20 protein-coding genes are annotated in these 20,501 nt (G+C 34.2%); 13 read left to right on the top strand and 7 right to left on the bottom strand.

Annotated features, from left to right (window positions below; all coding sequences use genetic code 11):
- Positions 1 to 96: 96 nt before the first annotated feature.
- From AB3210_RS00520 to AB3210_RS00475, 10 genes are all read left to right on the top strand, one after another.
- Positions 97 to 1,323, top strand: coding sequence for a cytochrome b (locus AB3210_RS00520; protein ID WP_052264707.1), 1,227 nt, complete (start codon positions 97 to 99; stop codon positions 1,321 to 1,323).
- Positions 1,323 to 2,084, top strand: coding sequence for a cytochrome c1 (locus AB3210_RS00515; protein WP_052264708.1), 762 nt, complete (start codon positions 1,323 to 1,325; stop codon positions 2,082 to 2,084). The genes AB3210_RS00520 and AB3210_RS00515 overlap by 1 nt, the downstream gene beginning before the upstream one ends.
- Positions 2,085 to 2,169: 85 nt before the next feature.
- A complete protein-coding gene (uvrB, locus tag AB3210_RS00510; protein WP_052264709.1) occupies positions 2,170 to 4,104 on the top strand; it encodes an excinuclease ABC subunit UvrB in 1,935 nt (644 codons plus the stop codon).
- A gap of 1,096 nt (positions 4,105 to 5,200) precedes the next feature.
- Positions 5,201 to 6,397 (top strand): MFS transporter, encoded by a 1,197-nt coding sequence (locus AB3210_RS00505; RefSeq protein ID WP_052264710.1) that lies wholly within the window; start codon positions 5,201 to 5,203, stop codon positions 6,395 to 6,397.
- A gap of 38 nt (positions 6,398 to 6,435) precedes the next feature.
- Positions 6,436 to 6,735 (top strand): integration host factor subunit alpha, encoded by a 300-nt coding sequence (locus AB3210_RS00500; RefSeq protein WP_007302154.1) that lies wholly within the window; start codon positions 6,436 to 6,438, stop codon positions 6,733 to 6,735.
- The gene (locus AB3210_RS00495; protein WP_012481900.1) at positions 6,732 to 7,058 is read left to right on the top strand and encodes a MerR family transcriptional regulator; all 327 of its coding nucleotides are present in this window, start codon (positions 6,732 to 6,734) and stop codon (positions 7,056 to 7,058) included. The genes AB3210_RS00500 and AB3210_RS00495 overlap by 4 nt, the downstream gene beginning before the upstream one ends.
- Positions 7,059 to 7,110: 52 nt before the next feature.
- Complete coding sequence (locus AB3210_RS00490; protein WP_026097241.1) at positions 7,111 to 7,701, top strand: murein hydrolase activator EnvC family protein; 591 nt, start codon at positions 7,111 to 7,113, stop codon at positions 7,699 to 7,701.
- A 4-nt stretch (positions 7,702 to 7,705) separates the two neighbouring features.
- On the top strand, positions 7,706 to 10,174 hold the full coding sequence (leuS, locus tag AB3210_RS00485; RefSeq protein ID WP_052264728.1) for a leucine--tRNA ligase: 2,469 nt from the start codon (positions 7,706 to 7,708) through the stop codon (positions 10,172 to 10,174).
- 108 nt (positions 10,175 to 10,282) lie between these two features.
- Positions 10,283 to 10,930 carry a hypothetical protein gene (locus AB3210_RS00480; protein WP_230608975.1) on the top strand — a complete coding sequence of 216 codons (648 nt, stop codon included), beginning with the start codon at positions 10,283 to 10,285 and terminating at the stop codon, positions 10,928 to 10,930.
- Positions 10,931 to 11,033: 103 nt separating this feature from the next.
- Positions 11,034 to 11,771: a hypothetical protein gene (locus tag AB3210_RS00475; protein WP_052264711.1), complete on the top strand. Its 738-nt coding sequence runs from the start codon at positions 11,034 to 11,036 to the stop codon at positions 11,769 to 11,771.
- Between the two features lie 99 nt (positions 11,772 to 11,870).
- On the opposite strand, the gene folD is transcribed toward AB3210_RS00475, so the two are convergent.
- From folD to ndk, 6 genes are all read right to left on the bottom strand, one after another.
- Complete coding sequence (folD, locus tag AB3210_RS00470) at positions 11,871 to 12,758, bottom strand: bifunctional methylenetetrahydrofolate dehydrogenase/methenyltetrahydrofolate cyclohydrolase FolD (protein ID WP_052264712.1); 888 nt, start codon at positions 12,756 to 12,758, stop codon at positions 11,871 to 11,873.
- Positions 12,742 to 13,317, bottom strand: coding sequence for a UbiX family flavin prenyltransferase (locus AB3210_RS00465; protein ID WP_052264713.1), 576 nt, complete (start codon positions 13,315 to 13,317; stop codon positions 12,742 to 12,744). The genes folD and AB3210_RS00465 overlap by 17 nt, the downstream gene beginning before the upstream one ends.
- Positions 13,310 to 13,567 (bottom strand): DUF2312 domain-containing protein, encoded by a 258-nt coding sequence (locus AB3210_RS00460; RefSeq protein WP_007302162.1) that lies wholly within the window; start codon positions 13,565 to 13,567, stop codon positions 13,310 to 13,312. Before AB3210_RS00460 ends, AB3210_RS00465 begins: the two co-directional genes overlap by 8 nt.
- A 9-nt stretch (positions 13,568 to 13,576) precedes the next feature.
- The gene (locus AB3210_RS00455) at positions 13,577 to 14,854 is read right to left on the bottom strand and encodes an HlyC/CorC family transporter (RefSeq protein ID WP_007302163.1); all 1,278 of its coding nucleotides are present in this window, start codon (positions 14,852 to 14,854) and stop codon (positions 13,577 to 13,579) included.
- Positions 14,855 to 14,922: 68 nt separating this feature from the next.
- Positions 14,923 to 16,101, bottom strand: coding sequence for an aspartate aminotransferase family protein (locus AB3210_RS00450; protein WP_007302164.1), 1,179 nt, complete (start codon positions 16,099 to 16,101; stop codon positions 14,923 to 14,925).
- 122 nt (positions 16,102 to 16,223) lie between these two features.
- Complete coding sequence (gene ndk / locus AB3210_RS00445) at positions 16,224 to 16,643, bottom strand: nucleoside-diphosphate kinase (protein WP_007302165.1); 420 nt, start codon at positions 16,641 to 16,643, stop codon at positions 16,224 to 16,226.
- A gap of 105 nt (positions 16,644 to 16,748) precedes the next feature.
- On the opposite strand from ndk, the gene AB3210_RS00440 reads away from it, so the two are divergent.
- The 3 genes from AB3210_RS00440 to AB3210_RS00430 all read left to right on the top strand — a co-directional run bounded on the left by AB3210_RS00440 (position 16,749) and on the right by AB3210_RS00430 (position 19,319).
- Positions 16,749 to 17,507, top strand: a complete 759-nt coding sequence (locus AB3210_RS00440) for a hypothetical protein (RefSeq protein WP_052264714.1) — start codon at positions 16,749 to 16,751, stop codon at positions 17,505 to 17,507.
- Positions 17,504 to 18,457: a ferrochelatase gene (hemH, locus tag AB3210_RS00435; RefSeq protein WP_007302167.1), complete on the top strand. Its 954-nt coding sequence runs from the start codon at positions 17,504 to 17,506 to the stop codon at positions 18,455 to 18,457. Before AB3210_RS00440 ends, hemH begins: the two co-directional genes overlap by 4 nt.
- 61 nt (positions 18,458 to 18,518) lie before the next feature.
- Complete coding sequence (locus AB3210_RS00430) at positions 18,519 to 19,319, top strand: hypothetical protein (protein WP_019236750.1); 801 nt, start codon at positions 18,519 to 18,521, stop codon at positions 19,317 to 19,319.
- Here the strand turns inward: AB3210_RS00430 and gshA are convergent.
- On the bottom strand, positions 19,316 to 20,470 hold the full coding sequence (gene gshA / locus AB3210_RS00425; RefSeq protein WP_010406439.1) for a glutamate--cysteine ligase: 1,155 nt from the start codon (positions 20,468 to 20,470) through the stop codon (positions 19,316 to 19,318). The two genes, AB3210_RS00430 and gshA, sit on opposite strands and share 4 nt — an antisense overlap.
- Positions 20,471 to 20,501: the final 31 nt, after the last annotated feature.

Genomic DNA, 20,501 nt, shown 5'->3' with positions numbered 1-20,501 from the left:
TTTTTGTGAAATCTACTCTTTAAACTTAAACTTTTTATTGTTTATTAGCGTTAAATTGTTACAATACAATGAGTTAAGATGACAAAGCTTTAAGTTATGGAAGATGATAGCAAAAAAGAAATAATAGAAGAAAAAGGTATATTAGGTTGGATAGAATATAGACTGCCTATATTTTCTTTTCTAAAACATATTGCTTCTTATCAAGTACCAAAAAATTTAAATTATGCTTGGAATTTTGGTTCTTTGGCTGGTATAGCGCTGATTTTACAAATAATAACAGGTATATTTCTTGCTATGCACTATACTCCGCATGTTGATTACGCGTTTAATAGCGTGGAGCGTATAATGCGTGACGTAAGTTACGGATGGTTAATACGCTATACTCATGCTGTTGGGGCGTCACTCTTCTTTATGGTGGTCTATGTTCATATCATGCGTGGATTATATTACGGATCTTATAAGAGACCGCGAGAAATGGTATGGTTTATTGGCATATTTATATTTTTTGCAATGATGGCAACTGCCTTTATGGGATATGTTCTTCCATGGGGACAAATGAGTTTTTGGGGTGCAACAGTTATAACTACTTTATTCTCGGCTATACCTTTAATTGGTGATAAAATAGTTATATGGCTATGGGGAAGTTTCTCTGTTGATAATCCAACGCTCAATCGTTTTTTTGCGCTGCATTATCTTATGCCTTTCATTATTATCGCTTTAGCTATGTTGCATGTTGTTGCTCTGCATAGGTTTGGCTCTAATAATCCAAGTGGAATAGAAGTCAGGTCAGATAAGGATACCATTCCTTTTTACCCTTACTATATAGCAAAGGACTGCATAACTTTTGGTTTATTTTTTATAATTTTATTTGCATTTGTTTTTTATGCCCCTAATTATCTTGGGCATCCTGATAATTATATAGAGGCTGATCCTATGGTAACTCCAGTACATATAGTGCCAGAGTGGTATTTCTTACCTTTTTATGCGATGCTGCGTTCAATTCCAAATAAACTTATTGGTGTACTTACCATGTTTGGATCTATTTTAGTGTGGTTTCTTTTGCCTTGGCTTGATAAATCAAAGGTTAAAAGTGGTGCTTATCGCCCATTATTTAAGAAATTTTTTTGGGTTTTTGCAATAAATTTTGCATTTCTTGCCTGGCTTGGGGGACAAGAAATTAAGGAGCCTTACATTACTTTAAGTAGGCTCTCAACTCTTTATTATTTTTCATATTTTGTGATAATTTTACCTTTACTTAGTAAGTATGAGAAACCAAAAAAATTACCAAAAACAATAAGCGATTCCGTGCCGGAGATGAAGTGATGCTATTGGTTAAAGTTGCTGTGTTTTGTGTATTATTTTTCGCTAATTCTTTGTCTGCAGAGGAGTTTAAACCTTTACCAAATAAGAAAATCGACTGGAGTTTTGATGGAATTACTGGATCTTTCGATAGAGAGTCAATTCAGCGTGGCTATAAAGTATACAAGGAAGTCTGTGCTGCTTGCCATTCAATGAATAGAATAGCGTTTCGTAATTTGCAAGATGTTGGTTTTTCTGAAGAGGATGTAAAACAAATTGCAGCCTCTTACCAAGTTAAAGATGGTCCGAATGATTTGGGTGAAATGTTTGATAGGCCGGGAGTGTCTTCGGATTATTTTATTGCACCTTTTGATACAAAAGAAGCAGCTGCAGCAAGCAACAATGGAGCAATTCCACCGGACTTATCATTAATTGTCAAAGCAAGACATGATGGTGCAAATTATGTCTATTCACTACTAATTGGTTATCAAAACGGTGAACATGATGAGAACGGTTTATATTTTAATCCATATTTTTCAACAGGCAGGTTAGCTATGGCACCACCACTCTCTGAAGGAATGGTAGAATATGATGGTACAAGGCAAGCCACAGTTGAAAATATGGCATATGATGTGGTAAATTTCTTACAATGGGCAGCAGAGCCAGAACTGGAGCGCCGACATAAACTTGGGCTAAAAATAGTGACATATTTTATAATTTTGACGGTGTTTTTTGTATTAACCAACAACAGGATTTGGAGCAGGCTCTATAAAAAGAAAAAATAGAGTTTTTTATGTTCATTCTTTCATACCTTATTTACACTAGCAAATGTATTGTATAGTAATAAATACATTATGAAAATATAAAGGTATGGAATTTCAAATAGTTACACATTTTCAGCCAGCTGGAGATCAACCACAGGCAATAGACAACTTAGTTGCAGGGTTAAATAGTAATAAAAGAGATCAGGTTTTACTTGGAGTAACTGGCTCTGGAAAAACTTTTACTATGGCAAATGTTATTGCAAGAACAAACAGGCCTGCGTTAATTATGGCACATAATAAAACTTTAGCGGCGCAGCTTTACGAGGAGATGAGAGGATTTTTTCCTCACAATGCTGTTGGATACTTCATTTCTTATTATGATTATTATCAGCCTGAGGCTTATTCACCACAAACAGACACTTATATTGAAAAAGACTCTTTAATAAATGAAAGAATTGATATGCTACGCTATTCTGCTATATGCTCTCTTTTGGAGCGTAGGGACACGATTGTAGTTGCGAGTGTTTCTTGTATATATGGTCTTGGTTCGCCTGAGAGCTATCTCAGCATGACCTTGACTTTAAGTGCTGGAGATAAGATTCATGTTAATGACTTTCTGAATAATTTAGTTAATCTCCAATATAAACGTTCTGATGTCAGATTTGAGCGAGGATATTTCAGAGTGCGCGGCGATATTATTGATATATTTCCTGCCTATTATGAAAATAAAGCTTGGCGTTTATCATTGTTTGGTGATGAAATAGAGGAAATTTCTGAGATTGATGCCATGAACGGCAATATTATCAGACGCATAGATACAGTCACCATTTTTCCAAATAGCTATTACACTACATCACGTGAGACTCTTTTGCAAGCAGTTCAATTGATTAAAAAAGAACTACATGAACGCCTGGATTATTACTATTCACAGAACAAAATTGTTGAAGCAAAACGCCTTGAGCAGCGTACTAATTTTGATATTGAAATGATGATGGCAACGGGAGTGTGTAAAGGTATTGAAAATTATTCGCGTTATCTTTACGGAATGAAAGCCGGAGATCCACCGCCTACATTGTTTGAGTATTTACCTAAAGATGTAATTTTATTTGTTGATGAAAGCCATGTAACCGTTCCCCAGATAGGTGCAATGTATAGCGGTAATGAAGCACGTAAAAAGAAATTGATAGATTATGGTTTTAGGCTACCTTCTGCTTTTGATAACCGTCCATTAAAATTGGAAGAGTGGGAGGCAATACGGCCACAGACTATTTACGTTTCGGCTACTCCAGGAAAATATGAATTAGAAAAGACTAATCACGCATTTATAGAGCAAGTTATCCGCCCAACAGGACTGACAGATCCCATCTGCACCATAAAACCAACAGAGAGTCAGGTTGATGATGTGATTCACGAGGCGCAAGTAACAATAAAAAAAGGATTTTGTATTCTAATTACCACATTGACAAAAAAAATGGCTGAAAAGCTAGCTGAGCATATGAGTGAGCTCAGTATGAAAGTAACTTACCTACATTCAGATATTGGTGCACTGGAAAGAATTGAAATTATATGCAAATTAAGATCTAAAGAAATAGATGTTCTTGTTGGCGTTAACTTGTTGCGGGAAGGTCTTGATATTCCCGAGTGTGGATTGGTTGCAATTTTAGATGCTGACAAAGAAGGGTTTTTACGATCAGAGACTTCGCTCATTCAAACGATAGGTCGTGCTGCACGAAATGTTGAAGGCAGAGTAATTTTATATGCAGACAAAATTACTAATTCTATGGATCGTGCACTGAAAGAAACTGAAAGGAGAAGAAAGAAACAGACAGAGCATAATACACTGCATAATATTGTACCAAAAACTATAATAAAGCCTATATCAAATACTTTACAGGAAAAAGTGGTAGTTGAGAATTTTAGCAAGGATGATCTAAATAGTTTGAAAAAGCAAATGTTGAAGCATGCTGAAAATTTAGAGTTTGAAGAGGCGGCGAAAATAAAAGGTATTATTGAAAAATTTAATAACAGACCCGTTACATAACTAGAAAAAAAGATAAATAATTAATAGTTAAGCTGACTTTGATTTACCAAGGATTTGAAAAACTATTATCTAAGAACATATCTTGAAAGGACTTAAGTGGTTAAATATTAAAGAGTTCTTGAAGTAAGGAGAGCACACTCATACGTCAAGCAAACAACGTTTACCTAAAATTCTGTGACATTAGCAGCTTCCTTGGCCCGGTTTCAGTAAACAGTGATTTTGTAATTCTTCTATATATTAGAAAAATTTTTATTTTAATTAGCCATAGGCGCCTATTGTTTTTTAGCTAAAGTAAAGGTCAAGTATCTGGAATTCTGGACATAAAATCCCCCTGTGTAAAAAAGATTAGAAAAAAGTGCAGCGCACATACGACAGAGATTAAGCATATGTGTATGCGCTGAAGAAGATACGCTACATTTTTTACTTAGTTTGATTATTTAATAGAAAAGTCTGCAGACAAAGATAGATTTTGAGCTCTTAAAATATCTCTAACTGTGATTATAATCAGATTTAAAATATATGGAAGCAATTTTTTACGTTAATATTTTAAATTAGGCCTCTTGCATAACTATATTAAACTCCCTCATTATATATTTTATTGCATTAATAATTGTTATCGCCCCTTGTGCAACATTTGGCCTTGTCACTTATATCACTTAGATACAACTCACCTTCCTATTTTTTGCATCTTATTCTTTTCTTTTTTCCCTTTCAAGACAGGTTCTGAGTGGCAAAACATAGGTCCACTTTAATGTGTATTAAACAAGATTTTATAACTCTAATTGTCTTTGCTTGTGCTGTTCAACTGTGACATCAACCATTACATTCAATGGAAGATGATCTGAAGGGTATCTCTCTTGTTGGAATTATATCATCTTTACCCAGGCCTTTCACCCTACGCTGTATACTCCTTTATAACAGGGGATAAAAAGCAAAAATCTATTCTTTTTTTGAGATCATATACAGATTCTAACAATTAAAATCTCACAACAAATTTGTTGTTTCATAGCTTTTATATAATCTATAATTGCAACTGTTTTAACATTAATCAGAGACTAAAAGAGGCTTGTTATTAATGGATTACTTATAAAATCTTATGGAAAGTAGAGCTTGGTTCATTTGGCTGATCAGCAACTTAATTGTTATATTCAGCAATATGCAGATAATCTACACCTTTATAAGTGTGAATCTTGAAAAAGAACTTGGGCTCACGATTGCGCAAGTTGCACTAGCTAATTCAGCATATACTTGGACTTTTGCTATCTCACAATTTTTTAGTGGGGCAATGTTTAATGTTTTTTCCAGCAAAAAAATTTATTTTTTCTCGTTGTCAATCATGCTCTTTGGTTTTTTTGTCCTTATCAAGAGTGACAATTTTGCCCATTTAATTTTATCTCAATTTTTGATCGCAATTGGAGCATCGTTTGGTTTTGTTGGCGCTGCTCATGTAAGTAGCACATATTTTCCCCTTACTCAATTTGGACTGATGTTCTCACTAGTGCAGACAATTTCAAGTCTTTCTGCTTTGATGATTCAAATGTGCTTCTCTAGCTTGCTTGCCGAAGGTGCAGATTGGAAAAATCTTATTGTATGCGTAATATTATTTGGCGTATCAATATTCGTACTTATGTTTTTTTATCCGAAAGGACTTTCAAAAAAAAATTTGGGGGAATACACAATAAAGAGCTCTATAAAAACAGTAATATGTTCTGTACTAACAGTGCTAAAATTAAGAGATATCTGGATAACCTCAATAGTGGGTGCTATTACTTTTGGAACATTTTTAGCGCTTAATATGCTGTGGGCACCAAGGTTACTAAGCAACTTAGAACTCAATACAATGGAGTTAGGTGTGGCAACTGCAATATTGTGGCTTGGTCTTGCAGTTGGTGCTCCAATTGCAGATCTAATCTCAAATCTATTTAAAAATAGAAGGCACGTAATCTCTGCTTTTGCCACATTGCAAAGTATTTCAGCTATTATTTTACTATGCGGTAATTTAACAGTTCATATTATATACTTTTGTATGTTAATGTTTGGTTTTTTTGCAGGAGGACATATGCTTAATTTTACTGTTGGTAGTGAGATTGTTGAGCAGAAGTATATTAGCACATCATCATCCATTATCAATGGATTTATGTTTGTTATGAGTGGAATTTTAGTGTCAATTTTAGCACTTTTTTCAGATCATCAAATGGCGCTTTTCACAATATTTGCAATGTTAACATTTGCTAGTATTTTTAATTATGCTACAAAAGAAACATACTATAAAAATAAAGTAGCTGAATCTTGAGTCGATTGTTATATTATATTAACATACTGTAATAAATTATGACAACAAAAGACACAACAGTAACTAAGGCAACAATAGCTGAATGTATAAACCAGGAAATTGGATTATCGAAAGAAGACTCTATTGCAATAATAGATGACATATTGGATGAGATAAAAACGAGCTTAGCAAAGGATGGAATAGTAAAAATATCTTCATTTGGAACATTTTTGGTTAAAAACAAGAAAGAAAGACCAGGAAATATACCAAAGACATCGGAAAGGGTAGTAATTAAAGCGAGAAAATCAATTTCTTTTAGACCTTCAAAAATGATGAAGAAATTAATAAACAACCGATGAATAAGGAAAAATTATTTTACACAATTGGAGAAGTAGCTGAAGAACTACATTTGGAGCAGCATGTTTTAAGATTCTGGGAAAGTCAATTCCATCAAATTAAACCCATAAAACGGAAGGGAAGAAGACTATATGATCATAAGTGTATAGAGGCAATAAAGAAAATAAAATATATGCTATATGACAAAGGATATACAATAAAAGGAGTACAAAAGGAATTTGGTAACGATGTAAGAATTGATCATTATTCAAGAAATTTGTTGAAAGAACTTACCGATTTAAGAGACTATTTGACTGATAAAATAAATGAAGAAAGTAATAAATAGACGAAAAACACTATAAAGTTTTGTGAAAGTTGATATATCTAGAGATAAGTGTATGTGTCGTATAGCCTTGTTCTTTATATTATCAGCAATACTGATAAGCTGTGGCCTGCAAAAACCTGCACCTGTACTACTTAAAGGCGAAGAATTTTATGGGAAAAGAGACCTAGAGTACACAAGGGAGTATAATTTGATTAAAGAAAATGTTGATTCTTCGCTGCGAAAAGAAAGTAGAAAAGCCTTTGTAGATAAGGTATATAACAATAATGCACAAAGCATGTGTAAATTTGTAATACCGGTTAAAGGTGCAGTTACCTCTTCTGATAAAATATGTCAAGATGGCATAAAAATTACTGCTCAAAGTGGAACAAAGGTTATTGCTTCTGCACCTGGCAAAGTAATATACGTAGGCAAAGGCCTGAGGTGGTACGGAAATTTAATTATAGTGGAACATAAAGATAATTACATGACTATGTACTCCTATTTAAAAAACATACAAGTTGAAATTGGTGATAAAGTAAAACAAGGTCAAGTAATTGGATCTGCAGGTAAATCAAGCACACAAGATAAAGATCCGCAGATGTGTTTCACAATAAGACATAATGGTCAAGCAGTCGATCCTTTAGTACATATAAACTGTGATTGAATTTATGAAATATGATTTTAAAAACGTTGAAAAATTCTACCAAAATAAGTGGGATTTTTCTGTAAGCAAAGATAGTAAAAAGAAGAAATGTTACGTGTTGGAAATGTTTCCATATCCATCTGGTAAGATTCATATGGGGCACCTGCGTAACTATGCAATAGGAGATGTTATAGCACGTTACAAGAGAGCTCGTGGATTTGAGGTTTTGCACCCAATTGGCTGGGATGCGTTTGGATTACCAGCTGAAAATGCAGCAAGGGACAATAACATTAACCCTGCAGCATGGACACAAGATAATATAGATAATATGCGCACGCAGCTAAAATCTATAGGTCTTTCATACAATTGGGATCGTGAGCTCTCCACATGTGAGCCTGATTATTACAAACACGAACAGAAATTTTTTCTGGATTTTTTAAAGCATGGTCTTGCCTATCGAAAAGAGTCGTGGGTTAATTGGGATCCAGTGGACCAAACAGTGCTTGCAAATGAGCAAGTGGTTGATGGAAAAGGATGGCGATCAGGTACAGTTATTGAAAAACGTAAGTTATTCCAATGGTTTTTAAAGATTACTGATTTTGCTGAAGATTTGCTTCATTGTCTGCAAAGTTTAAAAAATTGGCCAGAAAAAGTCAAAACTATGCAAGAACGATGGATAGGAAAATCTGAAGGTGTAACTATAGATTTTGAAATAGTTGGCTTGAATAAGAAGTTAAAGATTTTTACAACTTCTCCTCATACTTTATTTGGAGCTTCTTTTCTTGCAGTAGGAGCAGAGCACCCTATTGTACAAGACCTTAAGGACAAAGAAATAAGAGACTTTTTTGGTAATATGAAGGCAAAGGGGGAGAATGATGAAAAAATTGGAATTTACACTGGACTGAACGTCAGGCACCCATTTCTCGACAAGGAATTACCAATTTATATAGCGAATTTTGTGTTGATGGAGTATGGAGAAGGTGCGATTTTTGGTTGCCCTGCACATGATCAGCGTGATTTTGAATTTGCACAGAAGTATGGTTTACCGATTATTCCTGTAGTTTGTGAAGAGAGCACAGAGAGCACAGAGATCTTAAAAGAACCGTACTTCGGTGATGGAGTGATGTTCAATTCTGAATTCTTAAACGGACTAATGATTAATGAGGCAAAAAAAGTAATCATAAAAAAACTTGAAGAAAAAGGAATAAGCAAAAAAACAGTAAACTACCGTTTGCATGATTGGGGAATTTCAAGGCAACGTTATTGGGGATGTCCTATACCTATTATACATTGTAAAGATTGTGGAATTGTTCCAGTTCCAGAAAAAGACCTCCCTGTTGTTCTACCAACGGATGTAGAATTTACAAGTGGTGGTAATCCCCTGTATAAGCACCCAACCTGGAAATTTGTTGATTGTCCAAAGTGCGGAAAGCAAGCAGAACGTGAAACTGATACATTTGACACTTTTTTTGAATCTTCTTGGTATTTTGCTGCATTTTGCAGTGAAAATAAATCGATTAATAAAGATACTTGTAATCGTTTTATGCCTGTTGATTATTACATAGGTGGAATAGAACATGCAATTTTACATTTGCTTTACTCAAGGTTTTTCTGCCGTGCTTTAACTAAATGTGGCTATTTTGACGTTAAAGAGCCTTTCTCTACTTTAATCACTCAAGGAATGGTCTGCCATATAACTTATAAAGATGAGAATGGCAAATGGCTCTTTCCCGAAGAAGCAAAAGAGTTGATTGCGAAGGGTGCTAAGATCCAAGTTGGAAAAGTCGAAAAGATGAGTAAGTCAAAGAAGAATACAGTTGACCCAAACTTTATCATAGAAAAATACGGTGCTGATACTGCTCGTTTGTTTGTATTATCCGATACCCCCCCAGAAAAAGATATGGAATGGTCTGATGATGGCGTGGAAGGTTGTTTTCGCTACATAAATAAATTGTGGCGTATGGTAGTGCAACTTAGGCCCGTAAACATACACTATGATAATGAAAACATTGTAGGTAAACTCCTAGAGTACAGAAAAAAAATCCATAAACTATTGCAAGGGCTTACAGATGACTTGAAAAACTGCAGATTAAACTGTGTGGTAGCAAAGTTTCGTGAAATGACAAATTTAATAGCTGAAATAGACGTAAAAACTGGAAAATCTCTTATTGATGAAGGTATATGCATACTAATCAGAGTAATTGAGCCATTCATGCCATACCTGGCTGAAAATTTATGGCAAAAAATAGGAGGCGAAGGCATGCTATATCTAAAGCCTTGGCCACAAGCTGATGAATCACTACTAATTGATAATATGGTGACTGTAGCAGTGCAGATCAATGGAAAGTTACGTGCGACCATTGAAGTGGCAACTGATTTACCTCAAGAAAAATTGAAGAAAATAGCAACAGATTCTGTATCTAACAAAATCGATCAAAGCAAAATTCGCACTATATATGCTGTACCAAATAAGATAGTAAACATAGTTATATAAAAATTTTGAGTAGCATGTCGCTAATTTCGTAGGTATACTTTTTTTGATATGAGGTTATATCTTTTTTAATATAAAGGATATATACTTGTGCATTATATATTTTTTTGTATGGGTAGTTATATGAAAATAAAAGGATTGTGTGTTTTAGCTGTGTTGCTCACTTCATCTCTAGCAGGTGCAGCTAGTAATAAAGCAGCTAGTAATAGTGCAAAAGAGCAGTACTACGCAGGTTTAAACTTTGGTGGTGGATGGGGTGCTGGCTTAAAAATAAAACCTGGCTTAGTTTTTGGTTATAATTATGATAAAAGCTCTAAGTTTGAACTTGAGATTCTCACTGACGTAAGTGATATGTTTGGTGCAGAAGATAAGAAAATGGGAGCTAGTTTATTAGCTAATTACCGTTATTATCCTGACGTTGACATTGATCCTGTGAAACTATATGTCAGTGGAGGTTTAGGTGGATATCTCCAAGTAATACCTTTTGGCTCTGGTACAGCTGAAAATAAACCACCTAAACCTGAAAGTGCAGAATCTAACCCTAAAACTGAAGTTATAAGTTCAGCTGATACTCAAAGTGAAACACTAGATAAAATACTGGGTGCTATTTCGTACAAACTGAAGGTTGGTGTTGATTATGAAGTTGCTCCACAGATAGTTGGTACAGCTGCTTTAACCGTAGGCGGGCAACTGAGTGGTTTAAAAGCAATGACAGTACCGGATATTATGCTGGAAGTAGGAGTACGTTATAGTTTTTAATGCTGGATGGCATTGTGTACATGTTTAGGTGTAACCATAAGCAATGCTCAAAACTTGCTGCTAGCATGTTTGAACACTTATTCCAGTCTGTTTTAAGGAAGTAATGTGTATGAATTATATGAGAACGATGAAAGTGTTCGCTGTGTTGATTGCTTTAGCAAGTACAGCTAGTAATGGTACAAGTGAGTTAGAAGATCAGTACAAAGATCGGTATGAAGACCAGTACAAAGATCAGTATGAAGATCAACACAAAGATCATTGTGAAGATCAATACGAAGATCGATATGAAGATCAGTACGAAGATCAGTACTATGTAGGTTATGTAGGTTTAAACTTTGGAACTCGATGGGGTGAAAGCTTTCAATTGAAACCTAGCGTTGTTTTTGGTTATCATCATAACCAAAATTCTAAGTTTGAACTTGAGGTTCTTGCTGACATAAGTGATATAACTGATAAAGCAAAAAGAAAAGTAGGAGCTAGTTTATTGGCAAATTACCTTTACTATCCTGATCTTGAAATTGATCCCATTAAATTATATGCTAGTATAGGACTGGGTGGATATATTCGAATATTGCCATCTTTTGGTCTTGGTGAGGATACAAATGCAGTTAACACTCCAAATTCAGCTGCAACTGTAGCCGCAGCCGCAGGTCAAAATGAAACACTAGATAAAATACTGGGTACTATTGCCTATAAAGTAAAGTTAGGTGTTGATTGTGAAATTATTCCGCAGATAATTGGCACAGTTGCTATTGCTGCAAGCGGTCAATTAAGTGGCTTTAAACCACCGATGAAAAAACCAGATGCAATCATAGAAGTAGGTATACGTTATAATTTTTAAGCTATGAACACTTTGAATCCCTATACACAGTTGTATGCTTGGTGCTATATATGTGCTATTTGCAAAGGTATTCTGTTTATGCTAACATTAAGCTAAACCTTAAGCAATAAAATCAGAAGGATCAACTCCCTTCTGTAAGCAAGCAGCAACTAAAGTGTTGATCATAAGAAATGCTATTGTCATCGGGCCAACTCCACCAGGCACTGGAGTAATAGCTTTGACTTTTTCTTTTACTCCCTCAAAGTCAACATCACCCACAAGCTTACTTTGACTTCCTATGTTAATGCTATTTATGCCAACATCAATCACTATTGCACCTTTTTTTATCCAATCTGATTGAACAAAATTTGGCTTTCCAACTGCTGCAACTACTATATCCGCCTTAGAGCAATAATCAGCTAAATCCCTACTTTGTGAATGCAAGATGGTAACAGTGCAATTTTCTTGCAACAATAGGTGAAACATTGGCTTACCCACAATATTTGATCTGCCAATGATTACCGCATTTTTACCGGACAGATTATTTTCAACTGACTTAATTAAATGCAAAGAACCTTTGGGAGTACAAGGTATCAGACAATTTTTTTCACCTTTAACTAACCTGCCAACATTTTCATCATGAAAGCCATCTACATCTTTTTCAACACTTACTGTATTAATTATTCTGCTTGCACTGATGTGCTTTGGTAAAGGTAACTGCACTAAAATTCCATGCACAGATGAATCTTCATTTAATGTATTAACTTTTTCAATCAATTCGTCTTCTGAGATACTATCAGGCAAAACAATAGTTTCAGAACTTATGCCTATTAATTCTGCTTTTCTTTGTTTATTACGAACGTAGACCTGACTTGCTGGATTGCTACCCACAAGAATTACTTTAAGACAAGGAAAAACATTATACTCTTTCTTTAAAATATCAATTTTTTTTGATAGCTCCTCACAGAGATCATTTGCTATTTTTTTACCGTTAATAATAATTGACATTTCCTTGCCACTCCTTGAAGTCAGGTAATGCAATATCAAATAAATTCAATACTTTACCAACAGCATGATTTACAATATCATCCAAAGATTTTGGTTTAATATAAAAAGCAGGCATCGGCGGAGCAACAATTGCTCCCATCTCCGTTAGTTTTAACATATTTCGGAGATGTCCAAGATGTAGTGGAGATTCTCTCACCATAAGAACTAATTTTCTTCTTTCTTTTAGAGTTACATCTGCAGCCCTTGTTAATAGATTGGAAGTCACCCCCGATGCTATTTCAGACATTGTTTTCATAGAACATGGAGCAATAACCATACCTGAGGTTTTAAATGAGCCGCTTGCTATTTTTTCTCCTATTTTTTCTTCAGAATAGTAAAAATCTGCAAGCGACATAATATCTTCAAGTTTTTCTTTAATCTCATGAGCTATAGTTATTTTTCCAGCACTGCTGATCACTAAATGAGTTTCATGATTGGTATTTTTTAGTGCCTCTAGAATCCGTACACCGTAAATAGAACCAGATGCTCCACTTATTCCAATTACAATCCTACTATTCACCTTCGTAATTCATTCCCAATGCACGTTTGTAGGTATCAAGTAATATTTCCTGTTCCTCCCTGTCATCATCATCCATCTTTCTTAGCCTAATAATCTGTTTCATCACTTTTATATCCCAACCTTCATCTGCAGCTTTTGCATATACATCACGAATGTGATCTTGCACATCCCTCTTTTCTTGTTCAAGTTTTTCTATTCTCTCTATATAGTTCTTCAAATCTTCAGCCGTTATTTTTAATGTATCTTCCATAGAACCCAACTAATTAATTGCTACTACAGTATTATCAGTTTTTACTTGTACTTCAATCATAGTAATAATATTTTTATCTTTTTTTAAAATCTTAAAGTAAAAACCGTACATGGAAAACTCTTCATTTTCTTCAGGAATGCGCTCTATCTCGTTTACAATCATACCTGCTAGAGTTGTAGCTTCTTCATCAGGAAGATCCCAATGTAACTGTCTATTAATATCCCTAATAGTAGATTTTCCTTCTATGTGATACATATTATCGGATATCTTTTTTATAAAATTCTCTGTGATCAAATCATGTTCATCTGAAATTTCTCCAACTATTTCTTCCAGTATATCCTCAAGAGTTACGATTCCCTGTAGTGCTCCATACTCATCAATAACAAATGCAAGGTGTTTCCTGTTTTTACGGAAGTTGTGAAGTTGTACACTGAGTGGCGTACTTTCTGGTATAAACCAAGGCTTTGACATAACTTTGGCAATCTCTATTTTATTATCCTTTTCACGCAAGGCATTTATTAGATTTTTCACGTGAACCACTCCAACAATATTATCTGGTTCTTTTTGCCATAAAGGTACTCTGCTATGGCTACTGGTTAAAATCTCTCTTATTAAATCCTCTTTGTTTCGATCTATATCAAGAGAAAATAAGCTTCTCCTGTGAGTCATAATCTGTGATATTTCTGTCTCAGCCAAATCAAGTATACTACTTAGCATATCTAAATCCTGTTGTAACATAGTTCCTTCACTGCGATGAAGAGTAATCATGTTACGCATTGCATCTGCTGCAGATATTACCTCCCTATTCTTATGAAGCCCACATAACTTCAGAATGAGATTGACAATAAACTGAATGCCTAATGTCAATGGAGAAAGAATCTTGACAAAAAACAGCATAAAATAAGAAGAAAGCAATGTAAATTTTTCAGGATTTTGCATGGCGTAAGTTTTTGGTAAAACTTCACAAAATAGCAAAATACAAAACGTCATCATGAATGTTGAAAGAAAGATGCCTTCACTTTCAAAGAAATGTATAAATATTGCTGTAAATAAAGCGGAACAAGTAATGTTAATAATTGTATTGCACAGTAATATTGTTCCTATTGTTAATTCTTTTGTATTCAACAAGCGTTCTATTATCTTAGCTCTTTTATTGCCATCTAGCTTTAGTTTATTAACTCGGGAGCGGCTAATTGAGGTTAACCCTATTTCTGCTCCTGAAAACAAAAACGATAAGATCAACAAGAAGAAAATTGCTGACAATACTGAAATCAATAACCAATCCATTAAAGTATGATGTTATTGCGATATAGAAACAGAGTTGATTTTATATGTTGTAAGAAGCATTTGCAAGTCTATATATCTTTAATATAAAAAAATAAATCATGAAATATATCACACACTGCATTCACATGCATACTCTCAACAACAAGTGGAGGAGTTATTCTTATTACCTTATTATTTAAAATATTAGTCATTATTAAGCCTTTGTCAAGAGATTGTTTAACAATTTTATCAGCCAAAGGTACTCTAAGCTCTATCCCTATCAATAAACCCTCCCCACGAACTTCTGAAATGATCTTCGGAAATTCTTCAGTCAAAGGCAACAACTTTTCTTTTAGATATTTACTGACCTTCTTAACATGGTCAAAAAAGCCTTCCTTTAGCATTACATCGAGTACTGCATTACCAACAGTCATGGCAAGTGGATTACCTCCATAAGTTGACCCATGAGTTCCTGGAGTGATTGCTTCTGCTATATAATCTTTTACTAAACATGCAGCCAGAGGAAATCCATTACCCATAGCCTTCGCACAAGTGAGCATATCAGGTTCAACTCCTATATTTTGATAGTAAAATAGAGAGCCAATTCGTCCATATCCGCATTGCACTTCATCAAAGCATAAAATTATTCCTTGAGCTTTTGTTATCTCTCTTACTTTTTTAAGATACTCTACGTCCAATGGATGTACTCCGCCTTCACTTTGTATGGGCTCTAAAAATATGGCAGCTGTTTCGCTATTGATTTTCTTTTCTAATGCTTCAATGTTATTTCTTGGAACTTTATCAAAACCAGAAAGGAGTGGAGCAAAACCTTCGCGTGATTTTTCATTTCCCCCAGCTGAAATTGCAGCAATACTGCGGCCATGAAAACCTCCTTCAATTGTAATGATGTGACTGCGCTTTTCTTGTCCATTTAAGTAGAAATAGCGGCGAATAAATTTAATTGCAGCTTCTGTTGCTTCAAGTCCACTTGAGCAGAAAAAAACTTTATCGGCAAAGGTAAGTTCTGTTAAACGCTGAGCAAGCCTTTCCTGCTGAGGAATAGTAAAAATATTAGAGCAGTGCCATAATGAATCCAGTTGCTCCTTCAGTTTATCTGTAATGTATGGATGACAATGCCCTAGAGAGGTTGTAGAAATTCCTGCAGCAAAGTCTAAATATTTTTTACCATCCTTATCGAAGAGATATACTCCTTCTCCTCTAACTATAGAAGCTTCAGATCTATTATAAGCGTTAACAACATGATCCATTTTAAATATTATCTATACTGTGCATGAAAAAGCTTTCCCTTAATATTGCTTAAACTAAAAATTGGGCTAGTATTATACAGTTCAACATAAAATTCAGAAATTTAATATGTAAAAAGGTAAAACTACACCAATTCACATTCAGCAAAAAAGAAAGCTATTTCTCTATGAGCATTCTCTAGACTATCAGAACCATGCACTCTATTTTCACTAATATCATTAGCAAAATCACCCCTAATTGTACCTTTATCTGCCTGTTTTGGATCTGTAGCACCCATGATTTGTCTGTATTTACTGACTGCATTTTCACCGATTAAAACTTGAACTATCACAGACCCAGAAGTCATAAATTCCACCAACTCTCCAAAAAAAGGCCTATCCTTATGAATTTCATAAAACAGCTCTGCTTGTTTTTTTGTCAGCAGCATCTTTCTCTGTGCTATAATTTTTAGTCCAGATTTTTCAATGTAAGAATTTATACTGCCTGTAATATTATTTTTTACTGCATCAGGTTTTAATATCGAAAGTGTTCTCTCAATTGCCATATCATTCCCTTATATTAAGATCGTATATTTACTTTATTGTGAATTTTTGTTCCATCAAAGAGATTTTTTATTTATAGTCAAGAATAAAACATCAAGGGGTAGTTTATGGTTTACTGTCGTAAGAAACTAGTGAATAATCTTAAATCATCAATTTTCTGCGGAACAAAAGGTTTTTTAACCTTTAATTTGGCATTTTTAAGTTATTTAGAGTATAGCTTACACAATAATACAAAATTAAAAGAAGGTGCCGCTTTTGGGATGAAAAGGAACGTTGTTCCATTTGGTGAAATGATTGCCATACCGCTGTTTTTTTGCTTTGTATTACCAGCTATGGTAGGCAACATAAGCCTTATCGAGTGCGCACTTATATGTGCTGCACTGATGGTTGCAACATGTTTTGTTGTAAGAACCTTTCACTTGCGTGAAAAGTTATTGAAAAAAATGACTAATAATGAAAATTATACCAAGAAACAAATAGAGCAGGAATTTAAGAAAGACATTATAAAATTTCCTATCTTTGATAAAAACAGACAGCATATTGAGTATAATTCTCCTAATCAAAGACAACTAATGAAAAGTCCTCCCTCTCTCTTTGTTAGGGTTTTACTTTTTCCCCTTACGATTTTTCTGAAGGCTCTACAAAGCTGTATAATGATATCTTTGGCTGCTGTTGAACTTTTTGAAACAGTGCCAAGTTTTTGTGTTGATGTGGTTTTTGATAGAAACTTTGTATCTACACAGAGTAACGTGAAGAGATCTGGCCATCTATTGTATGCTAGTGTGAGAAATTTAGTGCCTGTAACTAAACTTGATGAGTGTGTAGCTGATTTTATAGGCAAACCTGAAGAAAGGTGCTGTCAGTGAAGAAGGCAGTAATCTTATTTAACCTAGGCGGACCTGATTCACTAAGTGCGGTCCGTCCTTTCTTATTTAATCTTTTTTACGATAAAAGAATAATAAATCTACCAAATCCTTTTCGCTTCCTTTTAGCAAAGTTTATCTCCAAAAGGCGAGAAAGTACTGCACAAGAAATATACGAGCACATTGGAGGTAAATCGCCAATCTTGGAGAATACGAAAGCACAAGCTGATGCTTTAGAACTAAAATTAAATGAAAATGGAAACCATGTATATAAGATATTCATCTGCATGCGTTATTGGCATCCATTTGCTGATGAAGTTGTTAAAAGCGTAAAGCAATTCGACCCTGACGAAATCATTCTGTTACCACTATATCCGCAATATTCAACCACCACAACTCTATCATCCATCGAGAATTGGCAAAAAAATGCCAAACTGGAATGTAACACAAAAACAATTCACCATTATTATGACAATGAAGACTTTATTGAAGCTCATGTTAATCTGACGTCTAAATATTATAAATTAGCTAGCAAAATCGGTAAGCCAAGAGTCCTATTCTCGGCTCATAGCTTACCTCTTAGTATCATTAAAAAAGGCGACCCTTACGCTTCACAGATAGAAAAAACAGTAAAATTAATAGTAAAAAAATTGAATATTGAAGATCTTGATTGGGGAATATGTTATCAGAGTAAGGTTGGCCCTGTAAAATGGTTGGAGCCTAGCACTGAAAGTGAGCTATCACGCGCAAAAGACGATAATATACCTGTAGTTTTATCACCTATATCTTTTGTTTCTGAGCATTCTGAAACACTGGTTGAACTTGATATAGAGTATAAAGCAATTATCAAAGACGGATATTACTTTCGCGTACCAACTCTCAGTACTGATCTCTTATTTATCAAGTGCTTGGCCGATTTATGTTTAGATCACTCTCAAAGTACTGATTTATAGCACTTTTCTTTTTAGATTTTTATAGTATAATATTAAAAAGTTATTATTTTATTATCTACTTATGCCAAAAGGTAAGCCAAATACATTTATAGAAAATATACATGATGCTCACAATCATGATATTAGAAAGATGTATTGTATTGCAGTAGGTTTAACAGGCATATTGTGTAAAATTTCATTGCAATTCTGTTGCGAGTTTATTGATAACAACAGATCCAATATTTGCACTGTATTAGATATTTCTAAGTTCATAAAACTACCAACATCAATAATATTTGCTCTTCATTTTGGTCTCAATTTAGCTGGATATAAATCTAAAAAACTTCAGAATGGTAAAGGGGGAAATGAACCTGAAAAACCAATACAGGTTGTGGGTAGCTTAGCCTTCTTGGCAAACTGTGTCATAGGAATATTGATGCAGACAAAAATCATTCATTTCTTAGCTAGAAACAACAAGGATGTAATAAGTTATATTAGCTTAACATCAGCAGTTCTATTTCTATTTTCAGAATGCATAAACTGTTATTATACATGGAAGAAGTATCTAGATAATAAGGATTCTGAAAAGTCTGCTAAATATGGCAAAGAAGTTATTTTTAGCACATTCACTTTGTCATTGGGCTTGTTAAGCTTCATATTAAAAAGAATGGAACTTCCAACCATACCAATAGACTTGGGTGGTGGCATAATCTATAATTTCAACTTAACTGTTACGGTTAGTTTGATACTAAGTATAGCATATCTAGTATCAAACATCGATAAGTTTGTCAATCAACCTAATAATGGTACTGATCCTTCTACTGGACTTGATGACGCTCACCATATTCAGCATAATGGCAGCATTGTAGAAATTAATTATTAGAGATGAAAAGACTTAATTTCTACTGCCAATGCTAGCACTGCTAATTTGCTAACAATATTCCAAAGTGGCAAAGTTTTATTTTCTTGGCTGATGTCATAAAATTCACAGTCAGTGGAATTCAAGCTAGAATATACATCTTTCCTGCTATTACATCGGTATAAGTAACATGTTGGAGTATCTCCTATATAGTATATTAGCGGTTCTGCAGAACTACTTTTAAATATGTCAATAGTTGGTACACCTTCTTGTATAATAACACTATTGATTGCTATTCCTTCTTTTATCTTTTTCATTTTATGACGCTTTTTTTTATTGAGATTTAATATTTCCTTTCCACTTGTTGCTGTTATAATGCCCATTCCATATGTGCCATTGCTTGCTTTGATAAAAACGTAAGGTTGTGTTTTTATTTCATATTCCTCATATTTTTTTTGCACTAGAGATAATATTTGGTCAACTTTAGTCGCTACTGCTCCTAGTGATGAATCATCATTAAAGTCAACTCCATTACAGCTTTCTGTAAGCACAGAAATAAGCCATGGGTCCATTTTAAATTCGCCACAAAATTCGGACACTAATTTTTGATAGATTTCAAAATATTGAAATTTCTGCCTACTGTGCCAGCCATATAATGGACTTGGCACTATCTCTTGTTTTACGTTTTCTAGCGTGTCTGGAATGTGGCTCGTCATATCACGGTTCAGTATAATAATATCAGGCACAAATCCTGAAGTTGTCTTCAGCAAAGAGTTTTCTTTCACAACAGTTTCATACTGTTCTATTAAATTGTACGTTTCATTATGAAAGAGGCCAATTCTAGTTTCAAAACCTGCGAGTTGCAGTACCTTTTCTATAGCAAATACATTTTCTATATACATTTTATTTCGTGTGTAATTCTCCGGTATTATAAGGGCCTTTTTATATTGTTTTGTTTCGAAGTAGCTTTTTATCAATTTTGCTGCTATCGCTTTTGATACTTCACTTAGGTTATTAAACCCTGCAGGAAATAAATTGGCGTCTACTGGAGCAATTTTGTAGCCTGAATTCCTAAGATCTATGGAGCTATAAAATGGTAATGTAAAACCATTAAATTTTGTTTTGAACCAATTATTTATATCTTTTTCCAGATTTGGATGAATTATGTTTTGCATCTACACTTTAAATGTTATAAGAAAAGTACTA

It is taken from the genome of Wolbachia endosymbiont (group B) of Scrobipalpa ocellatella (assembly GCF_964188425.1).
Taxonomy (GTDB): domain Bacteria; phylum Pseudomonadota; class Alphaproteobacteria; order Rickettsiales; family Anaplasmataceae; genus Wolbachia.
The sequence above is the reverse complement of the archived record's forward strand: the minus strand, read 5'-3'. Positions and strand labels throughout refer to the sequence as shown.

Bases quoted from the DNA above. Each gene is read 5' to 3' on its own strand.
- AB3210_RS00520 (WP_052264707.1), top strand. From the start codon at position 97: ATGGAAGATGATAGCAAAAAAGAAATAATAGAAGAAAAAGGTATATTA.
- AB3210_RS00460 (WP_007302162.1), bottom strand. From the start codon at position 13,567: ATGGAAGATACATTAAAAATAACGGCTGAAGATTTGAAGAACTATATA.
- folD (WP_052264712.1), bottom strand. From the start codon at position 12,758: ATGTCAATTATTATTAACGGTAAAAAAATAGCAAATGATCTCTGTGAG.
- AB3210_RS00495 (WP_012481900.1), top strand. From the start codon at position 6,732: ATGAATAAGGAAAAATTATTTTACACAATTGGAGAAGTAGCTGAAGAA.
- AB3210_RS00490 (WP_026097241.1), top strand. From the start codon at position 7,111: ATGTGTCGTATAGCCTTGTTCTTTATATTATCAGCAATACTGATAAGC.
- AB3210_RS00455 (WP_007302163.1), bottom strand. From the start codon at position 14,854: ATGGATTGGTTATTGATTTCAGTATTGTCAGCAATTTTCTTCTTGTTG.
- AB3210_RS00480 (WP_230608975.1), top strand. From the start codon at position 10,283: ATGGGTAGTTATATGAAAATAAAAGGATTGTGTGTTTTAGCTGTGTTG.
- leuS (WP_052264728.1), top strand. From the start codon at position 7,706: ATGAAATATGATTTTAAAAACGTTGAAAAATTCTACCAAAATAAGTGG.
- AB3210_RS00500 (WP_007302154.1), top strand. From the start codon at position 6,436: ATGACAACAAAAGACACAACAGTAACTAAGGCAACAATAGCTGAATGT.
- gshA (WP_010406439.1), bottom strand. From the start codon at position 20,470: ATGCAAAACATAATTCATCCAAATCTGGAAAAAGATATAAATAATTGG.
- ndk (WP_007302165.1), bottom strand. From the start codon at position 16,643: ATGGCAATTGAGAGAACACTTTCGATATTAAAACCTGATGCAGTAAAA.
- AB3210_RS00430 (WP_019236750.1), top strand. From the start codon at position 18,519: ATGCCAAAAGGTAAGCCAAATACATTTATAGAAAATATACATGATGCT.
- AB3210_RS00440 (WP_052264714.1), top strand. From the start codon at position 16,749: ATGGTTTACTGTCGTAAGAAACTAGTGAATAATCTTAAATCATCAATT.
- AB3210_RS00475 (WP_052264711.1), top strand. From the start codon at position 11,034: ATGTGTATGAATTATATGAGAACGATGAAAGTGTTCGCTGTGTTGATT.
- AB3210_RS00450 (WP_007302164.1), bottom strand. From the start codon at position 16,101: ATGGATCATGTTGTTAACGCTTATAATAGATCTGAAGCTTCTATAGTT.
- uvrB (WP_052264709.1), top strand. From the start codon at position 2,170: ATGGAATTTCAAATAGTTACACATTTTCAGCCAGCTGGAGATCAACCA.
- AB3210_RS00505 (WP_052264710.1), top strand. From the start codon at position 5,201: ATGGAAAGTAGAGCTTGGTTCATTTGGCTGATCAGCAACTTAATTGTT.
- AB3210_RS00515 (WP_052264708.1), top strand. From the start codon at position 1,323: ATGCTATTGGTTAAAGTTGCTGTGTTTTGTGTATTATTTTTCGCTAAT.